This is a genomic window from Acinetobacter sp. A22, from assembly GCF_030913345.1.
Classification (GTDB): Bacteria; Pseudomonadota; Gammaproteobacteria; order Pseudomonadales; family Moraxellaceae; genus Acinetobacter; species Acinetobacter junii.
Map to the genome: position 1 here is coordinate 152,185 of NZ_CP133162.1, position 13,195 is coordinate 165,379.

Sequence of the window (13,195 nt, forward strand, 5' to 3'; positions counted from 1 at the left end):
GATATAGAGAGAAAAGATTTAAATGATGAGTGAGCGCAAATGCACATCAGCGCAGGGGTTGCCCAACTGATGCGAGAGAAAAAAGTTTGTGAATTTTACTTTAATTTAGGCAGTGTTTTTGTTTACCAAATGTTTAAAAATGTAAGATTCAAGATTACTTTAATAGTGGTTTATTTAGCTTATTGTTAAAAAAGAAATTATATTTACTTAGTTTAATTTTATTTGATAAGAACTGGCATGGCATTTTAATAGCTATAAAAAAGCCGTCTTTGAGACAGCTTTCTTATATGGGTGACTTGGTGAGCAAATACTTACCAGCTCAAAGCACCACCTGTTTGGTAATCTGTTACGCGCGTCTCGAAGAAATTCTTCTCTTTACGCAAGTCCATCATCTCAGACATCCATGCAAATGGGTTTGTTACACCAGCGAATTGCTCTGGTAAACCAAGTTGCGATAAACGACGGTTACAGATGAACTTCAAATATTCTTCCATCATGCTTGCATTCATGCCCAATACACCGCGTGGCATAGTGTCACGTGCATATTCGATCTCAAGCATCGTACCTTCAAGAATCATTTGAATCACTTCTTGTTGGAATTCAGCAGTCCAAAGGTGAGGGTTCTCAATCTTGATTTGGTTGATCATATCGATACCAAAGTTCAAGTGCATTGATTCATCACGTAGGATGTATTGGAATTGCTCAGCAACACCATTCATCTTGTTGCGACGACCCATACTCAAGATTTGAGTAAAACCACAGTAGAAGAAAATACCTTCTAATACACAGTAGAATGCAATCAAGTTACGAAGTAAACGTTGATCGTTTTCAGGCGTACCTGTGTGGAATGTAGGATCACTTAAAGATTGAGTATATTTCAAGCCCCATGATGCTTTACGTGCAACACTTGGAATCTCACGGTACATGTTGAAGACTTCGCCTTCGTCCATACCTAAAGATTCGATACAGTATTGGTAAGCATGCGTGTGAATCGCTTCTTCAAATGCTTGACGCAAGATGTATTGGCGGCATTCAGGGTTTGTAATATGACGATAAATCGCCAAAACCAAGTTGTTCGCAACCAATGAATCTGCTGTTGAGAAGAAACCTAAAGAACGCATAACGATAGTGCGCTCATCTTCGGTTAAGCCATTTTCAGACTTCCAAAGTGCGATATCGTGGTTCATGTTAACTTCTTGTGGCATCCAGTGGTTTGCACACCCATCCAAGTATTTTTGCCAAGCCCACTCATATTTGAATGGAACAAGTTGGTTTAAATCCGCACGACAGTTGATCATGGCTTTGTCGTCAACTTGTACACGCTGAGCACCCATTTCAAGCTCTTCTAAGCCCGGTGCAACGTCCAAATGATCTAGGGCTGCAGATGCTCTAGCCAACGAATCGGTTGGATTTGTTGCTCGGTTGGCACTGGCTCCAACGGGTTGTGCAGCTGCCATGCTCGGCGATGATTGCTCTGCATTAGATACCACCTGCGTATTAACCGTTTTTTGCGAGTCGAGGGACGCAGACTTGTGTTCAGGTGTAGTCGGTTTTTGCGAATCATCTTCAAAATCGTCCCAACTTAGGATAGACATTTTCGTTCTCTCTTCGTTGTGTGTAGCCGTAATAGACATCTCTCAACAACGATGTCTTTAACTATACGCTTATATTGTGTAAGCAAAATTAAGTCTTATTAATATTTATGCTGTTGACGGGCTATCGTCAGTAATTCCTAAGACTTATTTTGCTTACGCTGTTGTTTACGAATGGCTAAAAATGCATAAACCATCGGTACATAAAAGAAAATAAAGGCAAAGATCAGAACAGCTAATCCCAACATATAGTTATGAGTCATAGTCATCATACTCTTTGCCTTAATCTTTAGAACCCTTCTTGCTATAAAGAAGGGTGCTTTATTGGATTAAATTACTGACAAGCTTCACAGTCTGGATTGTCAATTGAACATGCCATTGGAACTGGAGCTGCTGTAGTGAAACCATCTTCTTCAACTTGAGCTTCTGGTTTCTTATCTTCAACCGCTTGAGCTGCAACGACAGGAGCCTCAACTGATGCTGGTTTAACTGCGTTCAATGCACCAGTATTGATTGTTGATTTCTCAGCAGAAGTCGCACCCAAAGCACGGAGGTAATAAGTCGTTTTAAGACCACGTAACCATGCCATCTTATAGGTAATGTCAAGTTTCTTACCGTTTGCACCAGCGATGTAAAGGTTAAGCGACTGTGCTTGATCAATCCATTTTTGACGACGTGATGCAGCATCAACGATCCAACGAGTTTCCACTTCAAAAGCTGTCGCGAAGATTGCTTTCAATTCTTCAGGAATACGCGCAATCTTCTGAACTGAACCTTCAAAGTGTTTCAGATCATTTACCATCACGGTATCCCATAGACCACGTTCTTTTAATGCACGAACAAGGTAAGGGTTGATCACTGTGAATTCACCTGAAAGGTTAGATTTCACATACAAGTTTTGGAATGTTGGCTCAATCGACTGAGACACACCACAAATGTTTGAAATCGTTGCAGTCGGTGCAATCGCCATTACATTTGAGTTACGCATACCATCTTTTTGAACTTTGGCACGTAAGCTATCCCAATCCAAACGTTGAGTACGATCAACTTCGAACATACGTTCAGGACGTGATTTAGCAACTAACTCTAAAGAGTCGATTGGTAGGATGCCTTGATCCCACAATGAACCTTTAAATGTTGAATAAGCACCACGCTCTAGCGCAAGATCGCTTGATGTTTGAATCGCGTAGTAACTGATCACTTCCATAGATTCATCAGCAAAATCAACTGCTGCATCTGAACCGTAAGCAATGCCCATTTCATATAGTGCATCTTGGAAGCCCATGATACCCATACCGACAGGGCGGTGCTTTAAGTTCGAGTTTTTCGCTTGTGGTACAGCGTAGTAGTTAATGTCGATTACGTTGTCGAGCATACGTACCGCAGTTTTAATCGTGCGAGCTAATTTCTCACGATCTAACACACCACCTTGAACGTGTTGTACAAGGTTAATCGAACCCAAGTTACAAACTGCGATTTCATCTTGGCTTGTGTTCAATGTAATTTCAGTACACAAGTTTGATGAGTGCACCACGCCAACGTGTTGTTGTGGTGAACGTAAGTTACATACGTCTTTGAATGTGATCCACGGATGACCTGTTTCAAATAACATCGAAAGCATTTTGCGCCATAAGTCTTTGGCACGTACTTTCTTGTGTAGCATGTTTTGTTCTTTTGCTACTGCTTCGTAATGCGTATAACGTTCAGCAAACTCAGCACCTGTTAGATCGTGTAGATCAGGCGTTTCTGAAGGTGTAAATAATGTCCATTCAGCATCTTCAAATACACGTTGCATGAATAAATCAGGAACCCAGTTCGCTGTATTCATGTCGTGAGTACGACGACGATCATCACCTGTGTTTTTACGTAACTCTAGGAATTCTTCAACATCTAAGTGCCAAGTTTCTAAGTACGCACAAACCGCACCTTTACGCTTACCACCTTGGTTAACAGCGACTGCGGTATCATTCGCTACTTTAAGGAATGGAACAACACCTTGAGACTTACCATTTGTACCTTTGATATATGAGTTCAAAGCACGTACAGGTGTCCAGTCATTACCTAAACCACCAGCCCATTTAGAAAGCATTGCGTTGTCACGCATCGCACCATAAATGTCATATAGGTCATCACCAATTGTTGTTAAATAACAGCTTGATAGTTGTGGGCGTAATGTACCTGAGTTAAATAGCGTTGGCGTAGATGCCATGTAATCGAAGCTAGATAATAAGTTATAAAACTCGATTGCACGCTCTTCTTTATTTTCTTCATTGAGTGCGAGACCCATTGAAACACGCATAAAGAATAATTGTGGTAATTCAAAACGTACACCATTTGAATGAATGAAGTAACGATCGAATAAAGTTTGTAGACCTAGATAGGTAAATTGATTTGAGCGTTCAGGTTGAATCGCTGCTGATAATTTAGCAAGGTCAAAATTAAGAAGATCAGGAGATAAAAGATCAAGCTCGATCCCTTTCTTCAAGAAAGGTTCTAAAGCATCATTCTCAGATGTATCTGTTGATAAACCTAAGAATTCTAATCCAGTGCCGACAAGCTCATTACATAACAAGCGTGCAGTCACATAAGTATAATTTGGCTCTTGTTCGATACGCGTACGAGTCGCCATCATCATCGTTGTTGCGATGTCACTTTCTTTTACGCCGTTATAAAGGTTTTTAACGGTTTCATCGACAATCGCTTGAACGTCAATTCCTTCCAAGCCTTCGCTTGCAGTTTCAATCGTTGCTGTAAGCGCACCTAAATCCAACGGTTGGAGCTGACCATTGTGATCGGTGATTTGTAATGTTGGATGGTGATTTGCACCTGTTTGCTGACGAGCAGTTGCACGTTGTTCACGATAAATCACATAAGCACGAGCAACTTTTTGCTCGCCTGTACGCATGAGTGCCAATTCAACTTGATCTTGAATTTCTTCGATGTGAATCGTACCGCCAGATGGTAAACGACGTTTAAACGTGTTCATTACCATTTCAGTAAGTTGAGAAATACGGTCATGGATGCGACTTGAGTCTGCTCCTTGTTGACCTTCAACAGCTAAAAATGCTTTCCCAATCGCAACAGAGATTTTCTCAGCATTAAAAGTCGCAATTTCGCCAGTGCGCTTAATAACCTGAAGTTGGCCAGGAGTAGAAGTGATGATGCTCATGTCAGCATAGCTCCATTATCATCTATTTTTATGTTCATGGACCGTTTGAATCGAGCAAAAAGTATGCCACGATGTTTGAGGGATAAACACAATACTTAGTGGTTAAAGTTTATTTTCAACACAAGATACGGGATTTTTAACAGCAGATCAATCCTTGACATTTTAGTAAATTTTTTTTCATGTCTTAACTGCTGAATTCACAGGCACATAGCATAACAAAGCCGCCTAAAAAGGCTTATAGATAACTCTGTGGATAACTCAAAAAACAAACACTTAAATCAGTATCGATCAGTTAAGAAACAAATTGTTTAACACTGGTACAAAATCTATACTCAAAATTCATTCTGCTCTTAAACTGAGCTTGAAATTTAAAAACCTATTAAAATTCATAATTTTAATAAAAATATAACAAAACTATATTGCCGTGTATCAGTTTGGTGAACGACTACTTGTTTACAATGTAAACGTGTGTATATTGCAAAACATAAACCAATGTATCTGTCAGATTTTTAAAGATAGATTCTCTCTGATTGTAGGGGCAAACATATGAGCCAAGAAGAAAAGTTACCGAAGATTTTGATTGTTGAAGATGACGAACGATTAGCGCGTTTAACACAAGAGTATTTAATCCGTAATGGGTTAGAAGTTGGTGTTGAAACAGATGGTAACCGTGCCATTCGTCGTATTATTAGCGAACAACCAGATTTAGTTGTACTTGATGTGATGTTACCAGGCGCAGATGGCTTAACAGTTTGTCGTGAAGTTCGCCCACATTACCATCAACCGATCTTGATGTTGACAGCGCGTACTGAAGATATGGATCAGGTACTTGGTTTAGAAATGGGTGCAGATGATTATGTCGCTAAACCTGTACAGCCACGTGTGTTGTTGGCTCGTATTCGCGCACTTTTACGTCGTACTGACAAAACAGTAGAAGATGAAGTTGCTCAACGTATCGAATTTGATGATCTTGTGATTGATAATGGTGGTCGCTCAGTCACTTTAAATGGCGAATTAGTAGACTTCACTAGTGCTGAATATGACTTATTATGGTTATTAGCATCTAATGCAGGTCGTATTTTATCACGTGAAGACATTTTTGAACGCTTACGTGGTATTGAATACGATGGACAAGATCGTTCGATCGACGTACGTATCTCACGTATTCGTCCAAAAATCGGTGATGATCCAGAAAACCCTAAACGTATTAAAACAGTACGTAGTAAAGGTTATTTATTTGTAAAAGAAACCAACGGGGTCTAAATCCTCCGAATCCCTCTTTTTCATGAAAGGGGGATGGCTCCCTTGAAAAAAGGGACTTGTGCAGTTTACTGCTCAGGAGGGACTTTAATTAGTTTGGAATTATTGACCTTATGGTAAGTCGAGTACTCAAAAACAGCATATTCTTGCGTATCTATGCTGGTTTGGTCGTTTTAGTGGTTGTGGTTGCCGCATTTTGTTATTTGCTGGTTCAAATCATTAACTACCAACGTGCGCAAGAATATCGTGAATCACTTACGGATGGGATTTCATTCGTAATTAGTGAAGGGGTATCTCGCCAACCTGCCAAGCAGCAAAAGCTAGATTGGATTTCTGATGCTTCTGATTTGTTAGAGCTTCCAATTTATTATGTTGATGCTGCGCGTGTTGAATTATCTCGAACTGAGAAAAGACGAATTTCTGAGCAAAAGTCTGTTGTGCGCTACGATGCGAACAACGGGGTTGGTTATATTATTATTGGTCTAAAAGATGACCCAAAGCATTTTATCTATATTAAAGTAGATAAAATTGGCGAACGTCAGATGAAGGCGTTGCCTATATTTGTCTTGGATTATTTAATTTTCTATCCTGGACAAGAGCGTGAATACTTAGAAAAAATTAAAAAGCACTTCTATTATCCGATTGATATTTTAGATATTCGTGAGATTAATCTCGATTCAGAGCAAATTGGTCGTTTACGCCAAGATCAAAGTGTCCTGTTGTATAAGGACAGTGCGACTGTTCGAGGTACAACTATTTCGATTGTTTCACCAATGCCGAATCATCCAGCACAAGTTTTGGTCTTAGGTCCAGTCCCAATGTTCAATTGGATGCCATTCCAGCTTGCAGCAGGGATTACTCTATTTAGCTTATTCTTGTTGAGTTTAGGCGTATATGGATTGATTTTACCTTTAGAACGAAAGATTCGTCAGGTTCGTCATGCCTTAAACAAAATGAAATCTGGTGATCTGTCATTGCGTGTCCCGATCGAGGGAAGCGATGAAATGGCAAACTTGGCATCCAGTTATAACAATATGTCCGATCATATTCAGCGTTTAATCGAGGCACAACGTGAGTTGATGCGTGCGGTTTCTCATGAGTTGCGCACACCTGTTGCTCGTATACGCTTTGGGATGGAAATGCTTGCCGAAGAAGATGATTATAATTATCGGATTCAGCAAGTGGATATGATTGATAAAGACATTGAAGCGCTGAATACCTTGATTGATGAGATTATGACTTATGCCAAATTGGAGCAGGGTACACCATCATTAGATTTTGAAGATGTCGTGCTAGTTGAAGTGTTGGATCAAGTGGCGATGGAAACAGAAGCACTGAAAACACAAAAAGAGATCGAACTCATTGCACCTCCTTTAGCGCTTCGTGTCGATGCTGAAAGACGCTATTTACATCGAGTCGTACAAAATCTTGTGGGGAATGCGGTTCGCTATTGTGACAATAAAGTGCGAATTAGTGGTGGTGTTCGTGCAGATGGTAAAGCTTATGTCTGCGTCGAAGATGATGGTCCTGGTATTCCAGAGCAAGAGCGCTCACGTATTTTCGAAGCTTTTGCACGCTTAGATGATAGTCGTACTCGTGCCTCAGGTGGTTATGGATTGGGGTTGTCAATTGTAAGCCGTATCGCATATTGGTTTGGTGGTGATATACAAGTCGATCAAAGCCCAAATCTCGGTGGGGCGCGTTTTATCATGACATGGCCAGCAAAACGTTATAAACAGCCTGCAAAAAAATAAACCTCAGATATCTGAGGTTTCTCTTTGTCACAATTAATTATTCTTGCACAGAAGCATCTGGTTCGATAAGTGGATACCCCGATTTTAAACGCTGTAATGCATCTGCATTAAAATCAATCAATAGAGAGTTATTTTTTACATCAATCTTATAGTTTCGAATGAGTGGTTTATCTCCATCAAGTGTTTCGACTTTATATGTATCTGCAATATTTAGAATACCTTCTAGATTTGTAGTGGTCGCAGCAAAATCCTCTCTAAAAACTTCATAAATATCTCTTAGGTCAAAAATCGCATTGTCTGCGTCAGGATGTTTTTGAATATAAGTTTCGATATGACGCATTAAGAGTTGTGAGAAAAAGAAATAGTCTGTGTCATGTGTGTATTCTAGCTGCATATTTTTCTCCTTGTTTTATAACTCTAGAATACCGATGAATGAAGACAAGAGTGTATAAACTTAATTAAAGCATGTAGCTGAATTGAAACATATTATGTCGACATCACAACTTGGTTTCGTCCTTGATGTTTGGCTTGATACAACGCATCGTCAGCTTGTTTAAATAGTGCATCAATAGACTGTTGATTTTCAGGAGTACACAAACAGATTCCAATGCTGACTTGTATGTAAAACTGCTGCTGATCATTGAGTGGAATAGGCATCTTACTGATGTTTAAACGTATATTTTCAGCATATTGAAAAGCTGTATCAGGGTCGATATCACTCATAAAAATTGCGAATTCTTCACCACCTAAACGTCCAAGTAAATCATTTGGTCTGAGTAATGAATGAATCACCTGTACACAATATTTCAGTGCTTTGTCTCCCATTTGATGACCATAGGTATCATTCACTTTTTTAAAGTGGTCGAGATCGAGCATCAAAAATGCAGTGGTTTGTTGTGCTTTTTGAGCTTGAGCATGTAGGAGTTGTACTGACTGGAGGAATTGCCGTCGAGTTAAACTAGAGGTGAGTTCATCATGTGCAATGATGTGTTGTAATTCTTGAATGAGCTTTGACCTTACCATATTGATATTGGACACAGTAAGAGGTGCAATCGTCATCATAATCAAGCCAAATCGAATAGAGATGGTATTGTTTAAATATTCATGTGGATAGAGTTGTAAATAATTTTCTGAAACATGATCAATGATAAAAGCACAGGTTATCGAAGTAATGATTGCAACAGAAAAATGTCGATAAGCAAGCGCACACCAAATCAAGGGTGCAATTGGGTAAAGTAGCGAACCTGGTCCTGTATCGTAATATGCAATCACAATTGAAATAAGAACTGCAAATAACGGAAAACTCTGTTGAACAGTTTGAGTTTTAAATTCTATAAATTGTTGTTTTAACTCTTTAAAGTTTGGTGCACTAAGTAGTGCAGGAAGAAGTAAGAGGGCATTTTGGATTTCAGCCGTAAACCAATAGCCAAAATCGATCCAAAACGTACCCAAAGCAAATTTAGTATTAAAATAGGGGAGTGAAATCGCTGCGAATAATGAACTAGATAAAGCCCCAATACAGCAAAAGCTAAATAAAAAGAGATAAAAGTAACCTTGATGTAATGAGCGAATGTAATTCCGAAATCTAATATAGAGCGCTAATGTGGTGATGACATAAAGTAAATTGGCTGAGGTTAAACATACATTCAGCAAAAAAGGGTATCTTGCATTGAATCTGCAATTAAATATCCTGCTATAGCGCCAATAAAACTGATGGGGTGGCGTGTTTGAGGGAAGCGAATCAGGATACCTAAAAGAACGGAGTTAGCTGGCCAAAATGAAGCTAAAAATGTAAGTTGGCGTGTTGCGATGCCAAGTAAACAGCAGAACAAGATAACTGCACTGAACAATAGAAATAATTGGGAAAGCGAAAGAGATTTTGATGCGACTTTAAGTGAGGGCATTCTAACGCTGTTCCTGATGGCTTTTGAGTGGCGCTATTATATAAACTTTGTTTAAAATTTCACCATAAATTTATGCTTATGCAATCATTTGGTTCATGTTGTTATATTTTTGCGCATGGCTTGTAAAAGAAGAATGTTTTTGGCGCATAAATATAGAAAAAAATGATTAATAACTTATGCGTGATTTGATTAATCGATTTTTGAGGGTGAATTAACACTGATCTTATATATATCAGTAAATTTATGAACAAAATCATCCAAAAGACTAAAGCGCTTCAACTAGCATGAGAAATTAGAAATCAGGTACAATTGGCGGGATTAATTTTGTGTTTGGTGTATTTGAAGGCCAATACATACATTCTTTGTTAAAAATAGGCCTGCCAGGAGTTATCCCCGCATGAGTGCCATTACTCCATACGATTGGGCGATTATCGCTTTCGTGATCGGCGTTACATTTCTTTGCGTTTTTATGCTGACAGTCCCTTTACTCCTTGGGGGTAAAGCATGGGGGCGTGCCAAGCAAGAGCAGTTTGAATCAGGCGTAGTAGGTGCGGGCGGTGCTCGTATTCGCTTGTCAGCCAAATTCTATCTCGTTGCCATTTTCTTTGTTGTTTTTGATCTTGAAGCTCTCTATCTCTACGCGTGGTCTACATCTGTGCGTGAAGTAGGGTGGTTTGGATTTACCACGGTTGTGATTTTTGTGGTTGATCTCTTGATTGCCTTGATTTATGCCATTTCTGTTGGTGCGTTGAACTGGGCGCCAGTAGATCGTCGTAAATCTGCAGGTGTTGCAATGAAAATTGGTTCGCCAAATATGAATATTGCTGAGATCACTCGATTCAATAACATTGAAGAATTGGTTGTCGATCCTACAGGTCATATTCCAGCACAGTCTTCTGGTCGTGTTAAATCTAAAACACCGACTACATCATCATTTAAACAGGAGTAAGTCGGGATGAAATATACTTTAACCCGTGCGAATCCAGATGCCGATCAATATCCATTGCAAGATCGTCAGATCGTAACTGATCCATTAGAGGAAGAAGTTAATAAAAGTGTGATGATGACACGTCTTGAAGATGTGTTGCATACAGCTGTGAACTGGGGGCGTAAGAACTCCTTGTGGCCATTCAACTTTGGTACATCATGCTGCTACGTTGAATATGCAACTACATTAACTGGCGTTCATGATTTATCACGTTTTGGTGCAGAGGTTATTCGTGCTTCACCTCGTCAAGCGGATTTGATGATCGTTGCAGGAACTTGCTTTGTCAAAATGGCACCTGTAATTCAACGTTTGTATGAACAAATGTTGGAGCCAAAATGGGTGATTTCAATGGGTGCTTGTGCAAACTCTGGTGGTATGTACGACATCTATTCTGTGGTGCAAGGTGTAGACAAGATTATTCCTGTTGATGTGTACATCCCAGGCTGTCCACCGCGTCCAGAAGCATTAATCCAAGCATTGATGTTACTTCAAGACCAAATTCAACTAGAGCGCCGTCCACTTTCAGCGGTTATTGGTGATGATCTTCAGCCTGTTTATAAGCCAAAGATGATGCCAGAACGTGACCGTAAAAATGCTGATCGTATTGCGGTAAAAAACCTACGCTCTATGGATGAAATTAAATAATTTAAACGATGAGTTTTTGACATATCGCTTATTGGATATGGTCATCGTGGAAATTGACAGAATTTGTATTAAATAGGAAGCCAAGCCAATGGCTGAAACTGACATTGCTATGCCAGAATCGACTCAGGTTGATTCACGCCCAGCATTTGCAATTGTAGAAGAGCTCAAAACCAAATTTGGTGAGAACTTCTACGTGCAGGCGACTTGTGAAGAGTTTCCAACTGTCTGGGTTGAGCGCGCACGCGTGCAAGAAGTCCTCATGTTCCTCCGTAAAGTGGAACGTCCTTATGTGATGCTGTTTGACTTGTCTGCGGTTGATGAGCGTTTACGTGTTCACCGTGATGGGTTGCCTCCATCTGACTTCACTGTGTTCTATCATCTATTATCGCTTGAGCGTAATAGTGATATCCGTATCAAAGTTGCGTTGAATGAAAATGATTTAAACATTCCAACGGCAACCAACATTTGGCCAAATGCCAACTGGTACGAACGTGAAGCTTACGATATGTTCGGGATCAATTTCGAAGGGCATCCAATGCTCCGTCGTATCTTGTTGCCGACTTATTGGGAAGGTCATCCGTTGCGTAAAGAATATTCTGCGCGTGCGACAGAATATACGCCATATATGCAAGATCAAGCGAAACAAGATTTCGAACAAGAACACTTACGTTTCGTACCAGAAGACTGGGGTCTAAAACGCGGTAACGCTGATGAAGACTTCATGTTCCTCAACTTAGGTCCTAACCATCCATCTGCACATGGTGCTTTCCGTGTGGTTTTACAGTTGGACGGTGAAGAAGTCAAAGACTGTGTACCTGATATCGGTTATCACCACCGTGGTGTGGAAAAGATGGCTGAACGTCAAACTTGGCATTCATTCATTCCTTATACGGATCGTGTTGACTACTTAGGTGGTTGTGCGCAAAACATGCCATATGTAATGGCAGTTGAGCAGCTTGCAGGGATTAAAGTACCTGAGCGTGCGCAAGTGATTCGTGTGATGTTGAACGAATTGTTCCGTATCAATAACCACTTATTATTCTGTGGTACAGCGATTCAGGATGCCGGTGGTATGACGCCTGTATTCTATATGTTCGCAGACCGTCAGAAAGTCTATGACATCGTTGAAGCGATTACGGGCTACCGTATGCATCCAGCATGGTTCCGTATCGGTGGTACGGCGCATGACCTTCCAAACAACTGGCAAAAACTTGTTAAAGAGTTGCTAGAGTGGATGCCGAAACGTTTGAACGAGTACTACACAGCTGCACTTAAAAACTCAGTATTTATCGGTCGTACGCGTAACGTAGCGCAATACGATGCTAAGTCTGCGTTAGCTTGGGGTGTGACAGGTACTGGTTTACGTGCAACTGGTATTGATTTTGATGTCCGTAAATATCGTCCATACAGTGGTTATGAGAACTTCGACTTTGATGTTCCAGTTGAGTATGAAGGCGATGCATATGCGCGTGTTTTAGTGCATTTCCGTGAAATCACTGAATCACTAAAAATCATTCAACAGTGCTTGGATAATATGCCTTCTGGTCCATATAAAGCTGATCATCCATTGGCAGTTCCACCACCGAAAGATAAGACATTACAAGATATTGAAACCTTGATTAAGCACTTCTTGAGCGTGTCATGGGGTCCTGTTATGCCTGCTGGTGAGTCTTCATTCATGACTGAAGTAGTGAAAGGTGCGAGTACGTATTACCTAACTTCTGATAAGTCAACAATGAGCTACCGTACTCGTATTCGTACGCCAACATTCACTCATTTACAGCAAATGCCTTCTGTTATTAACGGCAGCTTAGTATCTGACTTGATCATTTATTTGGCTACCATTGACGTGGTTATGGCTGACGTGGATCGCTAGGGGTAAA

10 protein-coding genes and 1 pseudogene are annotated in these 13,195 nt (G+C 40.2%); 6 read left to right on the forward strand and 5 right to left on the reverse strand.

The genetic code is table 11. The features are described from left to right. Positions 1-311 precede the first annotated feature (311 nt). The 3 genes from Q9Q86_RS00740 to Q9Q86_RS00750 form a co-directional block, all read right to left on the reverse strand. Complete coding sequence (locus tag Q9Q86_RS00740; RefSeq protein WP_004952432.1) at positions 312-1,595, reverse strand: ribonucleotide-diphosphate reductase subunit beta; 1,284 nt, start codon at positions 1,593-1,595, stop codon at positions 312-314. 137 nt (positions 1,596-1,732) lie between these two features. After that, positions 1,733-1,864 carry a hypothetical protein gene (locus Q9Q86_RS00745; protein ID WP_004914326.1) on the reverse strand — a complete coding sequence of 44 codons (132 nt, stop codon included), beginning with the start codon at positions 1,862-1,864 and terminating at the stop codon, positions 1,733-1,735. Positions 1,865-1,926: 62 nt separating this feature from the next. Next, positions 1,927-4,761: a ribonucleoside-diphosphate reductase subunit alpha gene (locus Q9Q86_RS00750; protein ID WP_039047413.1), complete on the reverse strand. Its 2,835-nt coding sequence runs from the start codon at positions 4,759-4,761 to the stop codon at positions 1,927-1,929. A 546-nt stretch (positions 4,762-5,307) separates the two neighbouring features. Between Q9Q86_RS00750 and bfmR the strand changes: the two genes are divergently transcribed. Both bfmR and bfmS read left to right on the forward strand, forming a co-directional pair. Further along, positions 5,308-6,024 carry a response regulator transcription factor BfmR gene (bfmR, locus tag Q9Q86_RS00755; protein WP_004914319.1) on the forward strand — a complete coding sequence of 239 codons (717 nt, stop codon included), beginning with the start codon at positions 5,308-5,310 and terminating at the stop codon, positions 6,022-6,024. 110 nt (positions 6,025-6,134) lie between these two features. Continuing rightward, a complete protein-coding gene (bfmS, locus tag Q9Q86_RS00760; protein ID WP_004952440.1) occupies positions 6,135-7,775 on the forward strand; it encodes a sensor histidine kinase BfmS in 1,641 nt (546 codons plus the stop codon). A gap of 37 nt (positions 7,776-7,812) precedes the next feature. On the opposite strand, the gene Q9Q86_RS00765 is transcribed toward bfmS, so the two are convergent. Both Q9Q86_RS00765 and Q9Q86_RS00770 read right to left on the reverse strand, forming a co-directional pair. Next, positions 7,813-8,169: a hypothetical protein gene (locus Q9Q86_RS00765; protein WP_004914312.1), complete on the reverse strand. Its 357-nt coding sequence runs from the start codon at positions 8,167-8,169 to the stop codon at positions 7,813-7,815. Between the two features lie 92 nt (positions 8,170-8,261). Next, positions 8,262-9,625 (reverse strand): annotated as a pseudogene (locus Q9Q86_RS00770) (GGDEF domain-containing protein). Here Q9Q86_RS00770 and Q9Q86_RS00775 point away from each other — a divergent pair. From Q9Q86_RS00775 to nuoC, 4 genes are all read left to right on the forward strand, one after another. After that, on the forward strand, positions 9,585-9,734 hold the full coding sequence (locus tag Q9Q86_RS00775; RefSeq protein WP_227540271.1) for a hypothetical protein: 150 nt from the start codon (positions 9,585-9,587) through the stop codon (positions 9,732-9,734). The pseudogene Q9Q86_RS00770 and the gene Q9Q86_RS00775 overlap by 41 nt on opposite strands. A 342-nt stretch (positions 9,735-10,076) precedes the next feature. Continuing rightward, positions 10,077-10,628, forward strand: a complete 552-nt coding sequence (ndhC, locus tag Q9Q86_RS00780) for an NADH-quinone oxidoreductase subunit A (RefSeq protein ID WP_004914305.1) — start codon at positions 10,077-10,079, stop codon at positions 10,626-10,628. Positions 10,629-10,634: 6 nt separating this feature from the next. Continuing rightward, a complete protein-coding gene (locus Q9Q86_RS00785) occupies positions 10,635-11,312 on the forward strand; it encodes an NADH-quinone oxidoreductase subunit B family protein (protein WP_004881335.1) in 678 nt (225 codons plus the stop codon). Positions 11,313-11,400: 88 nt separating this feature from the next. Then, positions 11,401-13,188: an NADH-quinone oxidoreductase subunit C/D gene (nuoC, locus tag Q9Q86_RS00790; RefSeq protein ID WP_112987352.1), complete on the forward strand. Its 1,788-nt coding sequence runs from the start codon at positions 11,401-11,403 to the stop codon at positions 13,186-13,188. Positions 13,189-13,195: the final 7 nt, after the last annotated feature.